The organism is Streptomyces sp. NPDC001532 (assembly GCF_040298625.1).
In the GTDB taxonomy this organism is placed as follows: domain Bacteria; phylum Actinomycetota; class Actinomycetes; order Streptomycetales; family Streptomycetaceae; genus Streptomyces.
Genome location: NZ_JBEPAL010000019.1, coordinates 27,547 through 44,773 on the forward strand (window position 1 = coordinate 27,547; position 17,227 = coordinate 44,773).

16 protein-coding genes and 1 pseudogene are annotated in these 17,227 nt (G+C 69.9%); 15 read left to right on the forward strand and 2 right to left on the reverse strand.

The features are described from left to right. Positions 1 to 42: 42 nt before the first annotated feature. The 8 genes and pseudogenes from ABT232_RS18945 (at position 43) to ABT232_RS18980 (ending at position 9,049) form a co-directional block, all read left to right on the forward strand. Positions 43 to 765 carry a 2-phosphosulfolactate phosphatase gene (locus tag ABT232_RS18945; RefSeq protein WP_351841245.1) on the forward strand — a complete coding sequence of 241 codons (723 nt, stop codon included), beginning with the start codon at positions 43 to 45 and terminating at the stop codon, positions 763 to 765. Between the two features lie 434 nt (positions 766 to 1,199). After that, a complete protein-coding gene (locus tag ABT232_RS18950) occupies positions 1,200 to 4,175 on the forward strand; it encodes a CHAT domain-containing protein (protein WP_351841247.1) in 2,976 nt (991 codons plus the stop codon). 111 nt (positions 4,176 to 4,286) lie between these two features. Beyond that, complete coding sequence (locus ABT232_RS18955) at positions 4,287 to 4,655, forward strand: hypothetical protein (RefSeq protein WP_351841250.1); 369 nt, start codon at positions 4,287 to 4,289, stop codon at positions 4,653 to 4,655. Between the two features lie 3 nt (positions 4,656 to 4,658). Then, positions 4,659 to 5,564, forward strand: coding sequence for a hypothetical protein (locus ABT232_RS18960; RefSeq protein ID WP_351841252.1), 906 nt, complete (start codon positions 4,659 to 4,661; stop codon positions 5,562 to 5,564). Between the two features lie 124 nt (positions 5,565 to 5,688). Next, positions 5,689 to 6,417, forward strand: coding sequence for a DUF2625 family protein (locus tag ABT232_RS18965; RefSeq protein WP_351841254.1), 729 nt, complete (start codon positions 5,689 to 5,691; stop codon positions 6,415 to 6,417). A 189-nt stretch (positions 6,418 to 6,606) separates the two neighbouring features. Then, on the forward strand, positions 6,607 to 7,068 hold the full coding sequence (locus ABT232_RS18970; RefSeq protein ID WP_351841437.1) for a DUF2199 domain-containing protein: 462 nt from the start codon (positions 6,607 to 6,609) through the stop codon (positions 7,066 to 7,068). Positions 7,069 to 7,082: 14 nt separating this feature from the next. Continuing rightward, positions 7,083 to 7,730, forward strand: coding sequence for a hypothetical protein (locus ABT232_RS18975; RefSeq protein ID WP_351841439.1), 648 nt, complete (start codon positions 7,083 to 7,085; stop codon positions 7,728 to 7,730). Between the two features lie 197 nt (positions 7,731 to 7,927). Further along, positions 7,928 to 9,049: pseudogene (locus ABT232_RS18980) on the forward strand (IS630 family transposase). 8 nt (positions 9,050 to 9,057) lie between these two features. Here ABT232_RS18980 and ABT232_RS18985 read toward each other — a convergent pair. Then, positions 9,058 to 9,897 carry an NmrA family NAD(P)-binding protein gene (locus ABT232_RS18985; RefSeq protein ID WP_351841256.1) on the reverse strand — a complete coding sequence of 280 codons (840 nt, stop codon included), beginning with the start codon at positions 9,895 to 9,897 and terminating at the stop codon, positions 9,058 to 9,060. A gap of 268 nt (positions 9,898 to 10,165) precedes the next feature. Between ABT232_RS18985 and ABT232_RS18990 the strand changes: the two genes are divergently transcribed. The 5 genes from ABT232_RS18990 (at position 10,166) to ABT232_RS19010 (ending at position 14,664) form a co-directional block, all read left to right on the forward strand. Further along, positions 10,166 to 10,999 carry a helix-turn-helix domain-containing protein gene (locus ABT232_RS18990; RefSeq protein WP_351841258.1) on the forward strand — a complete coding sequence of 278 codons (834 nt, stop codon included), beginning with the start codon at positions 10,166 to 10,168 and terminating at the stop codon, positions 10,997 to 10,999. Between the two features lie 168 nt (positions 11,000 to 11,167). Further along, positions 11,168 to 11,446 carry a hypothetical protein gene (locus tag ABT232_RS18995; protein ID WP_351841260.1) on the forward strand — a complete coding sequence of 93 codons (279 nt, stop codon included), beginning with the start codon at positions 11,168 to 11,170 and terminating at the stop codon, positions 11,444 to 11,446. An 82-nt stretch (positions 11,447 to 11,528) separates the two neighbouring features. Next, on the forward strand, positions 11,529 to 12,626 hold the full coding sequence (locus ABT232_RS19000) for a GNAT family N-acetyltransferase (RefSeq protein ID WP_351841262.1): 1,098 nt from the start codon (positions 11,529 to 11,531) through the stop codon (positions 12,624 to 12,626). A gap of 20 nt (positions 12,627 to 12,646) precedes the next feature. Continuing rightward, complete coding sequence (locus tag ABT232_RS19005; protein ID WP_351841264.1) at positions 12,647 to 13,180, forward strand: truncated hemoglobin; 534 nt, start codon at positions 12,647 to 12,649, stop codon at positions 13,178 to 13,180. After that, a complete protein-coding gene (locus ABT232_RS19010) occupies positions 13,177 to 14,664 on the forward strand; it encodes an FAD-dependent monooxygenase (protein WP_351841266.1) in 1,488 nt (495 codons plus the stop codon). Before ABT232_RS19005 ends, ABT232_RS19010 begins: the two co-directional genes overlap by 4 nt. Before the next feature lie 77 nt (positions 14,665 to 14,741). On the opposite strand, the gene ABT232_RS19015 is transcribed toward ABT232_RS19010, so the two are convergent. Next, entirely contained in the window at positions 14,742 to 15,194 is a 453-nt protein-coding gene (locus tag ABT232_RS19015; RefSeq protein ID WP_351841268.1) for an SAM-dependent methyltransferase, read from the reverse strand. A gap of 106 nt (positions 15,195 to 15,300) precedes the next feature. Between ABT232_RS19015 and ABT232_RS19020 the strand changes: the two genes are divergently transcribed. Further along, positions 15,301 to 16,554, forward strand: coding sequence for an MFS transporter (locus ABT232_RS19020; protein WP_351841270.1), 1,254 nt, complete (start codon positions 15,301 to 15,303; stop codon positions 16,552 to 16,554). 149 nt (positions 16,555 to 16,703) lie between these two features. Then, positions 16,704 to 17,174, forward strand: a complete 471-nt coding sequence (locus tag ABT232_RS19025; RefSeq protein ID WP_351841272.1) for a hypothetical protein — start codon at positions 16,704 to 16,706, stop codon at positions 17,172 to 17,174. Positions 17,175 to 17,227 lie beyond the last annotated feature (53 nt).

Sequence of the window (17,227 nt, forward strand, 5' to 3'; positions counted from 1 at the left end):
ACGGCCCGCCGCCGAAGGGGACGAGTGCGCGATCATGACCCGATGAACACTCATTTCCGCTTCCTTGGTATCGATGAGCTGACCGAGACTCCGTCCGTGGCGGTCGTGGTCGACGTCATGCGCGCCTTCACCGTCGCCGCCTGGGCCTTTGCCCGAGGGGCGGAAAGGATCGTGCTCGCCGAGTCGCTGGAGGAGGCGCTGGCGCTCAAGGCTCGCCATCCGGACTGGGTGGCGCTCAAGGACGGTCCGCCCGCCCCCGGATTCGACGCCGTCAACTCGCCCGGAATGTTGCGGTCTTACGACCTCGGCGGACGGACCGTTGTGCAGAAGACCACGGCGGGGACGGTCGGTGCCCTCGCGGTGCAGGAGGCGTCGCTGGTGCTGTGCGCCGGCTTCGTGGTGGCGGAGGCAACGGCAATGCTGTTGCGGAGCCGTGAGTGCGACAGTGTCACGTTCGTGGTCACCGGCGATGGTGGACGGGCCGACGAAGACCTGGCCTGCGCTCAGTACATCGCTCGGAGGACCACCGAGGCCGAGACCGATTCCGCTGTGTTCCTGCGGCGCGCCGCCGAGTCGCGCGCCGCCGCCGAGCTGGCGGAGGGTGTGCGTCAAGGAGTCCACCACGATGACGTCGCGCTCTGCCTCGAGCTCGATCGGTTCCGCTTCGCCATGGTGGCGACCCTGGAGGACTCGCTCATGGTTCTCCGACCCTGCGCCGTGCGCTCGGATGCCGGCGGAAGTCCGGATGGTGGCGGATGTCGGTGACGGTGAGCTGGCCGGAGGTCCGGTCCGACCGGAGCGAGCAGGAAGCCGGTCCTTTCGGTCCGGGTGCGCCAGGAGGCGTTTCGGGTTTTCTCGTTCGTCCCTGTCGGCCTCGTCTCCTGGCGTAACGTGGCGCCACCGCCGGGCGCGCTCAGGGGAATCGGGAGTCGGGGGCATCGATGAGTGAGTTACACCCGGAGCTTCGGACTGCCGTCCTGCGGGCGATGTCCACACCGGACGAGGCGGCGCCCTTTCTCTACGACGCCCCGGAAAGCGTGCTGGATCGCCGTACGCATCACAACCTGGCCCGGTTGCTGCACGGCACACTCGGTGAGTTGACCCACGGCACACTCCGTGAGTCGACTCCCGAGCAGGCAGCCGCAGGGAGCGCTTCGGAAACCGCTGCGGAGACCGGCGACGCGGATGACGTGTTCTGCGTGATCTACCTCGTCGCCTGCTATCACTTCGCGCGGTATCGCCACGTACTCCCCGAGGCGGAGAAGGACTGGAATCGCCACGCGTGCAATTTCCTCTTCGGGATCGTGCACGCGCTGCGTCCCGAAATCGTTCCGCAGCCGCTTCGCGATCACTTCGCGGAGAACCCGCCTCAGGTCGTGGCGCCCTACGAGATCGCGCACGCCGTCGGCAACGCGCTGCTCCTCGCAAGCGTGCCGGCGAAGGACCAGGAAGGAGTCGTCCTCGCGGCGGCGTTCCAGGTGTGGGCACGGGAGGAGGCGCGGGGAAGCGCGTCCGAACCGCACATCACCTTCAACACCGGTACGGCCCTGGCGGAGATGGCCGAACTGGGCGGCGCAGGTGTCGATTCCCAGCGGATGAGAACCGCCGGGCTGCACCTCATGCGTGAGGCGATCGCCGCGCTGCCGGCGGGTGATCCGGCGCGACAGGAGATGCTGGCCGTCCTCACGCGAACGCAGGCCAAGTCCCCTCCGGCTCCGGTCCCCGAGGACAGTGTGGCGGCCGAGTGGACCCGGTACATGCGGGACGGGGATCTGAACCGGCTCGACAAGGTCGTCGAACGGCTGCGATCAGCCGTCCGTTCGCCCGCGACCGGCGAGCCGGACCGCACCCACCGCCGGATCGAACTGGGCCAGGCCTTACGGATGCGCTTCGAGATGACAGGTGATCTGGCGGACCTGGACGGCTCGGTCGCCGCGCTCACCGAAGCCCTCACCGGCCCACTGGGCGACGACGAGCGGGCGACCACCTATACGTTCCTGGGCCTGTCCCATCTCGACCGGTACGCCTCTTCCAGGGACTTCGCCCACTTGGAGGCCGCCACCGACGCCGTCCGCCATCCCTGCGTCACCGCAGCGGCCGCGTCACCCGCTCATGCGCAGCGGCTCACCAATCTGGCCGCCGTCCTGACCGCACGCTTCGACGCCTACGGGGATCTCGCCGAGCTCGATGAGGCGGTGAGCCACCTGGAGTACGCGGTGTCGGCCACTCCCCCGGCCCAGCACGACCATCCTGTGATGCTGATCAAGTTGGCGGTCGCCCGCTGGAAACGCGGCATGCACACAGCGCGGGACACGGATCTGGATGCGGCCGAGTCCTTGCTGAGACACGTGGCGGGCGAGCCCTCGGACACCGGACCCAACCAGCAGCTGGCCCGCTGGGAGCTGGGGAAGCTGCTGCGGACACGCGGACTGAGCCGCAGCGCCGTAGCCGATCTGAGGGAGGCCGTGGCGCAGTACCGCACCACGGCGCTCGCGCGCACCCAGGACGTGCGCACCCGGCTGGCGTGCGCCGCTCAGTGGGGCGTGACCTGTATGACGCTCGGGGACCAGGAGCAGGCGCGTACCGCGTTCGGGGTGGCGCTCGCCGAGCTGCTGCCCAAACTGACGGGACGGTCGCTGGGCAGAGCGTCACAGGAAGTGCGCCTGCGCGAGGTGGCCTCGCTGGCCAACATCGCGGCTGCGGTGGAGATCGGTGCCGGCCGGCCCCGAGAGGCACTGATCAGGCTGGAGCAGGGACGTGGTGTCCTGCTGGCGCAGGGGCTCCAGCTGCGCAGCCGGCACAGCGACCTGATCGCCGCCTCCCCGGAACTCGCCGGTCGTTTCGAGCGGGTCTGCGAGGAGCTCGTCCAGTCCGAGCGCGGCCCGGAGCAGCGCAGGGAGTCGGCCGCGGAGTTCGACAGGCTCGTGGAGGAGATCCGCGCCCTTCCAGGGTTCGGCGACTTCCACCGGCAGCCGGACTGGGCGCGCCTGAGGAAGGCGGCGGCCCATGGGCCCGTCGCCGTCGTCAATGTCTCTCCGCTGGGCTGCCATGCCCTTCTGCTGCGTCACCGTCTCGGCCGCACGGATGTGGAAGTGGTGCCGCTGTCCGGCGTCACGCACGAGGACGTGGACCGCCACGCCGATGCCTTCCGGGCGGCCGTGAGCACCCTGGTGACGCCGGGCGCCGCGAGCGGCGTGAAGTACGCGCAGGACCGGGTGATGAGGCGGACGCTGCGGTGGCTGGGCGAGGAGATCGTGGGCCCGGTCCTCGGCGCGCTGGGCCTCGACCGCCCCACCGGCCCTGGCGAGCCCTTGCCCCGGCTCTGGTGGTGCCCGACCGGTGCCCTCTCCCTGCTGCCCCTGCACGCGGCGCTGCTGGAGGGGAACGGACTGGCGGGTTCGGTGTACGCCCATGACAGGGTGGTGTCCTCGTACGTCCCGACACTCGGCTCGTTGCTGCACGCCCGCGAGACGCCGGCGTCCCCGGCCGACGGGATGTCGCTCGTCGCGGTGGCCGTGGATGCCGTGGACCGCACAGGTGCCGTGGACCTCACGGGCGCCGTGGACGCCACGGGTGCCATGGACGCCACGGGCGCCGTGGACTCCCTAGGCGCCGTCGATGCCGTGAACGCGTACCCGCCGCTTGCCGCTCTCGACGACGAACTGATCGCCACGAGACAGCTGTCCGCCCGCAGATCCGAGCTCCGCGACGCGGAAGCCACGCCCGAGGCGGTGCTCGCCGCACTGCGCACGCACACCCACGCCCATCTGGCCTGCCACGGCGTACGGAACCCGGCCGACCCGTCGCAGAGCAGGCTTCTCCTGCACGGCGGCGACCTGGCGCTGCGTCAGCTGGCGAGCGAGCGGCTGCGGAACGCCGAGTTCGCGTACCTGTCCGCCTGCCACAGCGCCGCACCCGGCAAGGAACTGGCCGATGAGATCCTCTCGGTCGCGTCGGCCTTCCAGCTGTGCGGGTATCGGCAGGTGATCGGCAGTCTGTGGACCGTGGAGGACGGCATGGGTCCGCTCCTCGCCCACGAGGTCTACCGGCTCATCGGCGCACCCGACGCTCCCGACGCCGCGTACGCCCTGCACCGGGCGATCGGGAAGCTGCGCGAGCACGACCGTTACCGCGAGCCGTTGTTCTGGGCATCGGTCGTCCACAGCGGTCCCTAGAAGGTGCCCGATCCACGCACCGGCACATGACGATACGTACGACACATATGACACAAGCCGAAACACGACGACATATAGCAGCACATAGTGACACGCAGCGAGGAGAGGCCGATGAGCGACGATCGCAGGATGCGCGCCGAATTCTGCTCGGCGCTGCCCTGGCTGATGGAGGACATGACGGCCGAGGGCACTCTCGCCGGACTCCACGACGCCATACGCGCCGTCCTGGCGGAGACTCCCGTGAGGCAGGCGGTGGCGGCCCTGGACATTCCGCCGTACGTCTTCGACGAGGCGGGGCCGGTGCGCGGCGACGAGCACGGAGCCATGGTCTTCGGGACGACGGCACGCTCCGCCGGGGAGTCGTACCGCTGCCCCGACGGGTGGTGCAGCCTCAATGTGGTGCGTACGCCGGGCGGCGAGCTTCCCGCCGGTGGGCGCTGCTGGCTGCGGGATCGGCCGCTGCGCGTCGTGGAGGCGTGAAGCGTGGCCCCGGTCCTCGACGGCCTCGGTCAGAAGCTGGCCGAGAAATGGCTCTCCTCGCTGGCGGCTCCTGGTCTGCTCTTCCTCGCGGCCGCGGCCACCGGCGCGGTGCTGGGCCACGGCTCCGCGCTCGACCGGTCCGCTGTCTTCGAGCGGTTCGAGCACTGGGCGACGGTGGCGGGGCGCTGGTCCACCATCGGTCAGCTCGCCGTCGTCGCCGCGATCGTCCTGGCCTCGGTGGCGCTCGGAAGCTTCGTACGGGTGTGCGCCGATGGTGCTGAGCGGATCTGGACGGGAGACTGGCCTGCCCTGGCCCGTCCGCTCGCCGATCGACTGACCGCTCGGCGGCTCAGGCGCTGGGAGGGGATCCAGGCGGAGATCGCCCAGCTCCGTGGACCGGAGCCCGCGCACCGGCGCGGCGAGCGGCTTCGGCGGGACCTCGACGAGCGCGCCGCACGCCGCGACGGCATCGCGCTCGCCCCGCCGTGCAGGCCCACCTTCACCGGGGACCGCATGGCCGCGGCCGAGACGCGGCTGCGCCACCAGTACGGCATCGACCTCGCCTCCTGCTGGACACGGCTGTGGGTGCTCCTGCCCGAGGACGTCCGCACCGAGCTCCGTACTTCGCGCGCCCGCTTCGACGCGGCGGTGGCCGGCTCGGCGTGGGCCGGCTGCTACGCCTTGCTGGGCTGCTTCTGGTGGCCTGCGGCCGTGGCCGCCGTAGGAACCGGGTTCGTGGCCTGGCGCCGTGGGCGGCGCGCCGTGACGTTCCATGCCGAGCTGGTGGAGTCCACCGTCGACGTCTACCTCAAGAGGCTGGCCGAAGAACTCGGTGTCGACGCGTCCGGCAGCCCTCCCGACCCTCGGGTGGGCGCGGCCCTGAACCGCCTGGCCCGTAAGGCCGGTTGAGGCACCGCCCGTCAGGCCGGTTGAGGCACGCTCCCGCCAGTACGGTTGCAGTCGGCAGCGACAGTGTCTTCCGCGGCTTCTGACGCGTGCGCAACCTGGTGCCAGAGCGTGCGACCATCCTCCAATGCGAGAGATCGACGAGTTGGTCAACGTGGACGATCCGGCGTGGCCGGAGCTTCGGGAGATGCTTGCGGCCGGCTCCGTGTCCGTTCAGGTGCTGCCCGCCGACGTGGAGGAGGGTCGCCGGTGCCTGCTCCAGATGCAGGTGACGGCGCGGTCGGTGCTGGGTGCTCTGGCGCTGAACACCGGCGGGCTGGTCGTGGACGACGGATGGGTGCGCGTGTTCGGCGGAGGGCGGTCGGTCGCCGGGGCGGGGCTTCCGAGTCTGGCCCAGGTCAATCGGTTCCCCGCGGACTTCGATCCGGCCTGGCATCCCGCGGCGGGTCTCGTCGTGGGCCACGACGTCGTCGGTGGAGTCTTCGCACTGAACGCCGGCGACCCTGCGGCCGTGGGCCGGCCCGGGGCACCTGGGCAGATGACGTACTTCGCTCCCGACACCCTTGCGTGGGAAGCGATGGACATGGGTCACTCCGGGTGGGTCTCCTGGCTGCTTTCGGGTCGGTTGGAGACGTTCTACGACGGGTTGCGATGGCCCGGCTGGCGTGAGGAAGCCGCGGCTCTGGCTTTCTCGCAGGGGATTTCCGTGTATCCGTTCCTGTGGTCCGAAGAGGCCCATGCCGATCTCGCGGCGACGAGCCGGCGGCCGGTGCCGATGCGCGAGGTCATCGGGGTCGCCGCGGATTTCGCCCGGCAGATGGGGCCGACCGATCCTGGGTTCCTCGGCGAGGTGTGACCTCTGCGCGGTCCGATTGCGACCGCTGTCCAGGGCAAGACCGAGGACAAGGAGCGGGCGGCAGGAAGCAGGAAGCAGGGTGGCTCCCGGCTGCGGTGGTGTCAGAGCCCTTCACTATGCTCCAACGCCATGACCAGCGACCTCGGGTTCACCTGCGCATGCTGCGGAGCCCACCACCCCGAACTGCCGATGAACTACACGGCCGAGGCCCCGGCCGTGTGGGATCCGGCGTTCGCCGGCGCCGACGACTGCCTGCTCTCGTCGGACCAGTGTGTGATCCACGGGCAGCACTACTTCGTGAAGGGCCTGATCGAGATACCGATCATCGGCGGAGACGAGGTGTTCTCGTGGGGCGTCTGGGTGTCGCTCAGCCGTGAGAGCTTCTCCCGGGCGGCAGACCTGTGGGACAGCCCCGGCCGCGAGGCCGAGAGGCCGTACTTCGGCTGGCTCACCACCGACCTGCCGGTCTACTCGCCCACGACCCTCAACCTCAAGACCAACGTCCACACCCGCCCGGTCGGTGAACGTCCCTACGTCGAGATCGAGCCCACCGACCATCCCCTCGCCGTCGAACAGCGCACGGGAATCACTCTGGACCGTGTGCGGGAGATCGCTGCGGCCGTGCTCCACCCCGGCAGCACGGAGCGGTGACGGCCGACGCCTCCATGTCGCCGATCCCGGTCGCACCTGCCGGCCTGAGCGAGAGAGCCCAGCGGTTCGTCGAGGTGGACGGCATTCGTGTCCCTCGGCAGGACATCCGACGGCACCACGAAACGTGGGTCGACTACGGAATCCCCGCTGCGGAGATCGACCGGGCATCGGCCTTCCAGGACCGCTGGGGCGGCCTCGCGCTACCGCCGGCCCCGTTCTACGAAGGTGGCCCGCGCGTCCTGCACGCCGACTGCCCCGAGGGCTCGGCCTCGGAAGGCTGGTCGTTCTCGGCCGGGAGCTGCCGGGTGTCCATGGCCTACGGATTCAAGATCGGGCCCGATGGCGAGTTCGGCATCGACGCCTACCGCTGGACACCTCTCCATGCCAGCACGGACGGATGGGTGGAATCCTTGGCGCTCGCCGCCCATGCCGGACGCTGGGCCAGGGCCGTGACCAGGATCCGGGGCGAGGACGTCGAGTCTCTCGACCTCGGCGACTACGAGCCCGTGCCGGAAGTCCAGGGCCTGACCGACACGTGGTGGCGAGGCGAGGACTCCCTCATCGCCGTCTACCGCGGCGAGGCCGTCGGCCTTGACGCGCCTCGATGCCTCGAAGCCCATGTGTACAGCGGCCTCGGCAAGTGGGGCCTCTACGGGGGCTGAACGCACACCGCCACAAAGTCGAAGACGTTCAATAATCGGTACTACGAGGGAACAGGGCTCCACGACACCACGAGGGCGCACGTCCCGCCCAGTCGCACTTGCCGTCGAGGCTGGTGCTGTGGCCGCATAGGTTCGCCGTGTTGGTGGTCGTGGCGGTTGGATGTCCGGTGACGTCCGATCCGACCGTTGGAGGCGCGGTGGCTGAGCCTGTCCGTGTGCGCAGACTGACCGACCAGGAGGGGCAGCGGCTGCAGCAGATCGTGCGCCGGGGCAGCACGAACTCGCTGCGATACCGGCGCGCGATGATGCTGCTGGCCTCGGCCGGCGGAAACCGGGTGCCGGTGATTGCCCAGCTGGTGCAGGCCGACGAGGACACCGTCCGGGATGTGATCCACCGCTTCAACGAGATCGGCCTGGCCTGCCTGGACCCTCAATGGGCGGGAGGCCGTCCCCGCCTGCTCAGCACTGACGACGAGGACTTCGTCATCCAGACGGCCACCACCCGACCTGCCAAACTCGGCCAGCCCTTCACCCGCTGGTCACTGCGCAAACTTGCCGCCTACCTGCGGAAAGTCCACGGCCGGGTCATCCGCATCGGTCGCGAAGCATTACGCTGCCTGCTCGCCCGCCGCAGCATCACCTTCCAACGCACCAAGACCTGGAAGGAGTCCCCGGACCCAGAACGCGACGCCAAACTGGACCGGATCGAGGAAGTGCTGAACCGCTTCCCGGACCGGGTCTTCGCCTTCGACGAGTTCGGACCGCTCGGGATCCGGCCCACCGCAGGCTCGGGCTGGGCCAGGCAGGGACACCCCGACCGAGTGCCCGCCACCTACCACCGCACCCACGGCGTGCGCTACTTCCACGGCTGTTACTCGGTCGGTGACGAAACCCTGTGGGGTGTCAACCGCCGCAAGAAAGGTGCCGCGAACACGCTGGCCGCACTGAAGTCGATCCGCGCTGCCCGGCCCGACGGCGCACCGATCTACGTGATCATGGACAACCTGTCCGCCCACAAGGGCGCCGACATCCGCCGCTGGGCGAAGAAGAACAAGGTCGAGCTGTGCTTCACCCCGACCTAGGCGTCATGGGCGAACCCGATCGAGGCGCACTTCGGACCGCTGCGGCAGTTCACTATCGCCAACTCCAACCACCCCCACCACACCGTGCAGACCCGGGTCCTGCACCGTTACCTGCGCTGGCGCAACGCCAACGCCCGCCACCCTGACGTGCTCGCCGCCCAGCACAAGGAACGTGCCCGCATCCGCAGCGAGAAGGGCATCCGCTGGGGCGGACGTCCTCTCAAGACCGCAGCCTGACGTAGAGGTCAGCGGAAGTCCGCAAGGTGATCCTCGGCCCACTGCGCGTAGGGGCGTGCCGGGTGGCCGGTCAACCGCTCGATGCTGTCGTTCAACGCCGCCGGCTTGCCGACCGTGGCCGCCATCAGATCGAGCAGGGCCCGCACGAAGTCGGCGTCCATGAACTGACTGAGCTGCTGCTGCACAGCCTGGTCCGCCACCTCCTCAAAGCGCAGCTCCCGGCCCAGGGCGAGGCCGAGTACCTCCACCTGCTCGATCTGGGTGAGTGACTGCGGGCCCGTCAGCTCGTAGACGCGCCCAGCATGTTCGGGGGAGCCGAGCACCGCGGCGGCCGCCTCCGCGACATCGCGCTCGTGCACCACCGAGGCGGCCGCCGCCGCGTACGGGCCGCTGACCAAATCGCCGCCCTGCAACTGCATCGCCCAGGCAAGCGTGTTGATTGCCGGGAAGAACAGTCGCAGGAACGTCCACCCAAGGCCCGTCGCCCGAATCTCCCGCTCCACCTGTGCGTGGTAGGCGGCGATCACGTCCGGCTGCGGATCTGCGCTGTCGACGACGGCCCCGGAGGACAGGAACACTACTTGCCGCACCCCCGCCTGACGTGCTCGCTCCAGCAGCGGCCGCGCGTCCAAGCCATAGGGCAGCACCAGGAGAAGCTCAGTCACGCCGTGCAACGCGGGCCCCAGCGTCGACGGATCGGTCAGGTCCCCACGCACCACCTCTACGCCCTCCGGCAGCCCGGCCCGCTCCGGATCGCGAGACAAAGCCCGCACCTGCCTCCCGGCGTCCGCCAGCGTCTCCACCGTCTGCCGCCCGAAGTGCGCGGTCGCGCCGATCACGAGGATCATGACGATTCCCTTCGACTCATGTGCTCATCTGTACATCCAGATGCACACGATAGGCAGCATGTGGGACAGATACTGTCCTATATGCGCGACGAGCGGTGGCCTGACCAACTAGGCGAACCTGTGCGGTCACAGCACTAGCCCGGCCTGACGGCGCCTGCGCTCTGGCCGCTTCCTGACGCCCCGAAGGGCGCGCGAGGTTACTCGATTCGATGTCAAGCAACCCTCCACGCATATTCCCTAATCTTGGCCCATCGGTACGCCTTGTTCCATGGCTGTTCAGGAGATGCGTATGGAGCACTTGGTGGAACGGGCCGTGCAGATCATCCGGGAGCGATATGCGGAACCGCTGAGCCTGGATGACATCGCCCGCGAGGTCATGGTGAGTAAATTCCATCTGTTGCGAGCCTTCGGCCGGTTCACCGGAGTGACTCCGGGGCGTTTCCTCAGTGCGGTCCGCATCAGCGAGGCGAAACGCTTGCTGCAGATCTCCGATCTCGGTGTCGCGGCAATTTCTTGCAAAGTCGGGTACAGCAGTACGGGTAGTTTCACCCGACGCTTCACCGAATCCGTGGGAATTCCGCCCACCCAGTACCGTCAGTTGAGCCGGGGCAAGGGCGAATATGTCGTGCGTTCACCGGCCGGCGGCCGGGGCGGTCCGGTGCGCCGCCGGCTGCGCGGTGTGGCCCGGGCTACCGCACGGCCCGTCTCCTCCCTCTACATCGGCTCGTTCGACGGCCCCATACTCCAAGGTCAGCCGTCCAGCTGGACCACCACAGAGCGCCCTGGGCCCTTTGCGCTCCAGCAGGTGCCGCACGGGATCTGCTACGTGCACGCGATGATGCGGGCAGCACAGGAGCTACCGGGACGGCCGCTGGAGACAATGCTGCTGACGGCCACGCTCGGCCCCATGCACATAGACCCGTACGTCAGCTTCGAGGTGGAACTGGTGCTGCGGCCGCGGGACTGGTCGCACCCGCCCGTCCTGTTCGCGGTTCCCGGCCTCGAGATACTCACCGACGCGGCGCCTCGACCCGGACTCAAGCGATTGTCCAGCGGAATTCGAGGACTCTCTCCCCATACTCCTTCGGAGGTCAGCAATTAGGGAGAAGACAGGGCGTGAAGCAGGCTGCAAGACTCCTTCATGAGCGCGGCGAGGGCCGCGTCTCGGCGGTCCGGCGGATCGCCTCCCATGAATCTCCCGAAGGGGTGCTGTATGCGCGACATCTGTATTGTCCGAGCGGAGTCGGCCGACGAATTCAGCGTGTGGGACATGGCTCCTGTCTGGGACCGGATCGAGGTCTGGGACCGGATCGAGGTGTGGGACCAGGTCGAGGTCTGGGACCGGGCCGCGGACGACCTCGCCGTCTGGGACCGCACCACCGACGACCTCGCCGTCTGGGACCGGGCCACGGACAACCTGTCCGTCTGGGACCGCACCACCCAGGACCTCGCCGTCTGGGACCGGACGACCGACGACCTGTCCGTCTGGGACCGGGCCACGGACAACCTGTCCGTCTGGGACCGGGTCCAGGAACTTCAGGCGGCCTGACAATCCATCCGCAGCCCGTCCGGCCCGGTGGCTTCGTGCATCGCCGGGCCGGGCGGGCGGGCAGGACCGGAAGGGAGTTGCCGTGACGGTGACATCACACCGCCCCGAGCCGGCGCTGGGCACCGCCGGGCTGCACGTGCTCACCGAAGTCCCCGAAGGCTGGGACGACTGGATCGGCAGAGCCCCGGTCACACTGCGCCGGCGCTGGATCTCCCTCGCCGAGGCGAGGATTCCCGGCGGCGCTCGCACCTTCCGGCTGTCCGGCCCGGACGGGGACCAAGTGGCGCTGGTCGGAGGCGTGATCGAGGCGCCGACGGGCCATGTGCGATTCGATCCGCAGCGGGTGCTGTCGGGCGGCTCGGTCGCCGACGGAGTGGTCGCCGACGGCCCGCACCCGTGGCAAGGGCTCTCCGCCGACGAGTTGTTCCCGTCCTGTGTGCTGATGGGCACCAACTACGAGTCGGCGCCGACCGGTCCGGGCGCCCGTGATCCGCGGGTGTTGCGGACGTATCTCGAAGGACTTCTCGACTGGTGCCGTGAGCAGGGGATGCGCAGTGTCGCAGCGCTGTTCCTGCGTCCCGACTACCCCGAGTTCCTGGACGTGCTGCGCTCGGCGGGGTTCGCCGTGGTCCCGATGGTGGACCGCTGCGACATGGATGTCACCTGGGACGATCTGGACGGCTACATAGCCGGGCTGCGGCGCAACCGGCGCTTCGCGGTACGGCGCGAGCTGCGCGAGATCGCGGCCCGGGGCATCGAGATCAGCGAGCGCCCGATCGGCGACGACGAACCCGAACTCGTACGGCTGCGGGCGCAGTTGGTGACGAAGTACGGCGGCGTTCCCGATGGGGAGCGCGAGGCGGCGTCGTTCCGGCATCTGCGTGACCACTTCGGTCCGGAGAACGTCTGGGTCGTGGAGGCCCGGCAGCGGGGCGCTCTGCTCTCCTTCACGATGCTGGTGCGGGACGGCGACCAGTGGACCGCGCTGATGAGCGGCACCGACTACGACCACCCCGACGCCACGTTCACGTACTTCGCCACGATGTTCTACCGGCCCGCCGAGCTGGCCCCCGAGCAGGGGATCACCACGATCGCCTACGGACTCGGCACCGTCGAGGCCAAACGGGTGCGTGGGTGCACCGTCAGCACGTTGTCCGCCGCGGGCCTTGTGCTCGACTGACCGACCGAAGGAGTACGCTCATGCCGCTCGATCCAGCCGCACCGGTGCCCCGGCACGACGGGAAGGTGCTCCTCGTCGCCGAACAGGGGCTGCAGTCCGCCGAGCGGATGACCGCCGCACAGGTCGACCGGAAGGTCTCCGACTTCTGGACCGGTATCGGCGGTGCCGGGTTCTTCCAGGCACTCACCACCCGCTTCTACGAGCTCGTCGCGAAGGACGAGCTGCTGTCCCCGCTCTTCGCCGTCCCCGACTGGACCCGCCACGCCGCACGGCTGTACGACCACTTCCACCGCATCTACGGCGAGAACGACCTGACCGCGGCCTGGGACCCGAAGATGCACCAGGCGCACGCGCACTTCCTGATCTCCCGTGAGCAACGGCTGCGCTGGCTGTCCCTGATGCAGGAGGCGGGCACCCAACTGGACGCTCCTGAGCCGCACTTCACCGAGTTCCTCACCATCATGAAGGTGGCGAGCGGTGAGATGACGGCGGTGTCCCGGGGTGCCGCGCTGACCCGCGGCGAGCGGTTCCACTGGGACGGGACCCCGGCATGAGCGGAACGGCTGTCCGCACCGTGGCCGTGGTGGGTGCCGGTCCGGCCGGCGCCTTCTTCGCGCTGGAGCTGGCCCGGCTGCTCCCGGATGCGGCCATCGAGCTCTACGACCGCCAGGACCGGGGGCCGGGAGCCGGCATCGTGCTGGCGGACGAGTTCGCCGAGCGTCTTCGGGCCGTCCATCCCGAGGTGCTGCGGCTGCCGGAGTCGGCGTACGCCTCGTGGGACGAGACGGTCACGGTGATCGGCGGCGAACGGATCCGGTCCGGTGCCTTCGGCACCTCGGGGATCTCCCGGCAGGTCTTCCACGCGCATGTCCGGGCGCTGGCCGCGCGGCATGCGAACGTGCGGCTGATCAGGCGTTCCGTCACCGAGCTGCCGGAGCGGGCGGACCTGGTGGTGCTGGCGGACGGGGCGGGCAGCGAGCTGCGCCGGGAGCGCGCCGACCGGTTCGGCACCTCTGTCGCACCGGGCCGGAACCGGTATCTGTGGATGAGCACGCCCGCGGTCCTCGAACCGTGTTTCCTCCTCAAGGATCCGGGCGGCCCGGGTCCTCTGGTGGTGCACGCGTATCCGCATGCGGCCGACGCGAGCACCTTCATCGTCGAGGCCGATCCGGACACCCTGTCCGACCTCGGTCTGCTCGACCTGCCGCCAGGCGAGGCGGAGCTGCGGCTCGCTACGCTGTTCCGCGACGAGTTGGGCGGCGCCCCGCTGACGGCCCGGACAGCGGGCTGGCAGCCGTTCCGTACGGTCGTCAACCGCCGTTGGTCCGACGGCCGGACGGTGCTGATCGGGGACGCCGCGCACACGGTCCACTTCTCGACCGGCTCGGGCACCACGCTGGCCATCGACGACGCGCTGAGCCTCGCTCGGTGCGTCGCCGGACACGACGACCCGCTCGATGCGCTGGCCGAGTACGAGCGCATCCGGCGGCCGGTCGCCGAGCAGACGCAGGCGGAGGCGGCGGAGAGCACGGCGTGGTTCGAGCAGTTGTGCCGGGGTGATCGGCTGGAGGGGCACCAGACGGTGTTCGCCCTGCGCAGCCGCCGGACGGCGAACACCTTCAGCCGGCTGCGGGAGCGAGACCCCGAGTTCGTCGCGCGCACCGTGGCCCGGCTGGCCGGTCATGCCACCGGCGCGGAGCCCGTCGATGTGCCGCTCACGGTGGGCCAAGTGCGCCTGGAGCACCGGCTGGTCGAGTTGGAGTGCCGGGACGGCCGGTGTGTGCTGCGGGGCGCGGACGGCACCCGGGCTGTGGGGGTGGTCGTGGACCGCGCCCCCGACCGGCCGCTGCCCGGCGTCGACTTCCTCGCCGTACAGGCCCGGCCGGAGGGCGGCCGAGTGACCAGGAGCGCTCTCGCCGCTCAGGTACGCAGCGTGGCGGCGCTCCCGATCGCGCTGCTGGTCGACGAGGAGCTGCCCCGGGACGAGGCCAACACCCTGATCGCCGCGGCGCGTACGGACCTGGTGGCCAGGTCGTGAGCCGCCGCGGCCCGGCGGAGCCGGAGCCGACCGCTGCGGCCCGGGATCCACAGTCAGCGGCTTCCGGCGCAGGCGGTTCAGAAGTAGTTGCGCATCAGCTCACTGGTCCAGGCCGGCCGCCGCACCTCACCGCGCGGGGCGAACTCCGGCAGGTACGGCTTGACGTCGAGTACCGGCGTGCCGTCGATGGCGTCCAGGCCGTGCACGGTGAGCGTCAGCCCGTCGACGGCCGCAAGGGGGCATACGGACACACCGAGGTGGTTGGGCCGGTTGGGTGCGCGCTGCGCCAGGATGCCGGACGCCGGCCAGTCGGTGTTGCCTCTGGGGTGCTGGGTGGCGGTGCAGGTCCGCTTCGCCAGATGGAACGCGAAGATCACCTCGACGTGCGAGTAGTCGTCGAGGCCGAAGGTCGCCGACTCGTCGAACACGGCTGGGTCCAGATCGATCCGTGAGACCACCGCCCCCCATCCGTCCTCGTGGATCTGTTGGCGTCCGCCGCGTACCACTCCGATGGGGCTGATCGGATTCACGCCGTCTCCGCTTTCTGTCCGTTGCGTCTCGGTCGTCCGGAACCCGCGAAGCATGTCCGCCCGCCCGCCGCGCAGTCAACCGCCCCCACCCAGCGAGGTGCCAGCCATGTCCCGCCTGTTCTCCCGTCTGCTGCCCGACCCCGGTCCCGGCCGGGTGCTGGTCCTGTGCACCGCCATGGCCAGCCTCGGGAACGGTCTCTACATCACCGGCGGCACCGTGTACTTCGTCCACGTCGTGGGACTGTCGGCGGGGCAAGTGGGCATCGGCATGTCGCTGGCCGGCATCCTGGCGCTGGTGCTGGGGATGCCGGCCGGGCAGCTCGCCGACCGGTTCGGGCCACGCGGAGTCACGACGGCGTTCGCGCTCGCCAAGGCGGCGGCGCTGGTCTCGGCGGCCTTCGTGCAGTCCTTCTCCGCGTATCTGGTGATGGCCGTGGCTCTCGGGCTGGCGGAGCAGAGCGGCAACGTGACCCGGGGCGCACTCGTGGCGGGAGTGATGGGCCGGGAGGGCAGGGTCCGGCTCTCGGCGTACATGCGCAGCGTGTTCAACGGCGGGTTCTCGTTGGCCTCGCTGGCGGCCGGCCTGGTCATCGCCGCCGATTCGAGGACCGCCTATCTCGCCCTGTTCTGGGGCGATGCCGTGGCCATGGTGCTGGTGGCCGCGCTCTACATGCGGCTGCCCAAGGTCCCGGGCGTCCCGCGCGAACCTCGCGGCGAGCGACCGCGCGGCGCGGTCCGCGACATCCCCTACCTGCTGGTCGCGCAGATCTCCGGCATCGCCAGGATCGGGCCGACCGCGCTGGCGGTGGGACTTCCGCTGTGGCTGGTGGTGCACACCGACGCGCCTCGGGCGCTGGCGGCATGGGTCATGCTGGTCAACACGCTGATGGTGGTGTTCCTCCAGGTGCGCATGTCGCGCGACGCGGACACCGTACGCGGGGCGGCGCGGCTTCAGCGGTTCACCGCGGTGGTCCTCGCCGTCGCCTGTGCCGTCACCGCGCTGACCGGATCGCTGCCCACCTGGGCAGCCGCCGCCGTACTCCTGGCCGCAGCGGTGCTCTTCACCTTCGGTGAGATCTGGGGCGAGGCAGCCCGGTGGGGGCTGCGCTACGAACTGGCGCCGGCGAACGCGCAGGGACAGTACCTGGGCGTCTTCGCGACCGGTGACGCCTTCGCCCTGATCGCGGGGCCGACGCTGGTCACCGCCGTGCCCGACCACCTCGGCGGCGCCGGCTGGCTGCTGATCGCCGCGCTGTTCCTCAGTGTGCTGGTCGCCAGTGGCCCCGCCATCCGGTGGGCGGAACGGACCCGGGTGCCGGAGCCGGAGCTGAGCGGGGCCACGCCGGCCACGGGCACGTGATCCGCGGCCGGGCATCCGTCCCCCGGCGCCTCGTCATGGCGCACCTGCGCCGCAGGCATCGGCGCTCCAGCAGAGCGCGAGGGACAGGCGAGGGGTGAGGCCTAGCGTCGCCTCACGAAGCGAACCCACCGATGCCCGAAGGAGTTCCCATGACCACCGGGGAGCACCAGTTCACTCTGCCCGGCGCGGATCTTCCGCAGCCCGACGCCGAGCTGCGCAAGAAGCGCGAGGCGGTCGTCATGGCGAACACCGTCGCCGAGTCCATCTGGGACATCGACGCAGTGCTCGCCACGTTCCCGCGCGGCGGTGTCTACCGGCTCGTACCGTTCGAGGAGGGTCCCTTGGTCGGTGAACAGGCCATCAAGCAGGGCTACTTCGCCGAGCTGCACCAGGCCTTCCCCCGTGCCGACCATGGCCTGTTCCACGTCCATCACACGCCGACCGCGTTGATCATGGAGGCGCAGTTCCGCGCCAAGCAGGAGGCGGACTGGCGCGGCATACCCAACCGCGGCAAGACCGTCGACGCCCCCATCGCCGTCTTCTTCCACTTCGACGGTGACGTGCTGGTCGACAAGACCCTCTACTTCGACATGGCCACCTTCGTCCGTCAGCTCGCCTGAGCATCCGGACATCGGGCGGCAGGAATCCGCACCGGACACCTCCGGTGGCGGCA

What these genes read in the sequence shown, in the direction of transcription:
- ABT232_RS19010 (WP_351841266.1), top strand. Translation starts at nt 13,177, where the DNA reads ATGAGCGGAACGGCTGTCCGCACCGTGGCCGTGGTGGGTGCCGGTCCG.
- ABT232_RS19005 (WP_351841264.1), top strand. Translation starts at nt 12,647, where the DNA reads ATGCCGCTCGATCCAGCCGCACCGGTGCCCCGGCACGACGGGAAGGTG.
- ABT232_RS18995 (WP_351841260.1), top strand. Translation starts at nt 11,168, where the DNA reads ATGGCTCCTGTCTGGGACCGGATCGAGGTCTGGGACCGGATCGAGGTG.
- ABT232_RS18990 (WP_351841258.1), top strand. Translation starts at nt 10,166, where the DNA reads ATGGCTGTTCAGGAGATGCGTATGGAGCACTTGGTGGAACGGGCCGTG.
- ABT232_RS18945 (WP_351841245.1), top strand. Translation starts at nt 43, where the DNA reads ATGAACACTCATTTCCGCTTCCTTGGTATCGATGAGCTGACCGAGACT.
- ABT232_RS18955 (WP_351841250.1), top strand. Translation starts at nt 4,287, where the DNA reads ATGAGCGACGATCGCAGGATGCGCGCCGAATTCTGCTCGGCGCTGCCC.
- ABT232_RS18970 (WP_351841437.1), top strand. Translation starts at nt 6,607, where the DNA reads ATGAACTACACGGCCGAGGCCCCGGCCGTGTGGGATCCGGCGTTCGCC.
- ABT232_RS18985 (WP_351841256.1), bottom strand. Translation starts at nt 9,897, where the DNA reads ATGATCCTCGTGATCGGCGCGACCGCGCACTTCGGGCGGCAGACGGTG.
- ABT232_RS19025 (WP_351841272.1), top strand. Translation starts at nt 16,704, where the DNA reads ATGACCACCGGGGAGCACCAGTTCACTCTGCCCGGCGCGGATCTTCCG.
- ABT232_RS19020 (WP_351841270.1), top strand. Translation starts at nt 15,301, where the DNA reads ATGTCCCGCCTGTTCTCCCGTCTGCTGCCCGACCCCGGTCCCGGCCGG.
- ABT232_RS18965 (WP_351841254.1), top strand. Translation starts at nt 5,689, where the DNA reads ATGCGAGAGATCGACGAGTTGGTCAACGTGGACGATCCGGCGTGGCCG.
- ABT232_RS18975 (WP_351841439.1), top strand. Translation starts at nt 7,083, where the DNA reads ATGTCGCCGATCCCGGTCGCACCTGCCGGCCTGAGCGAGAGAGCCCAG.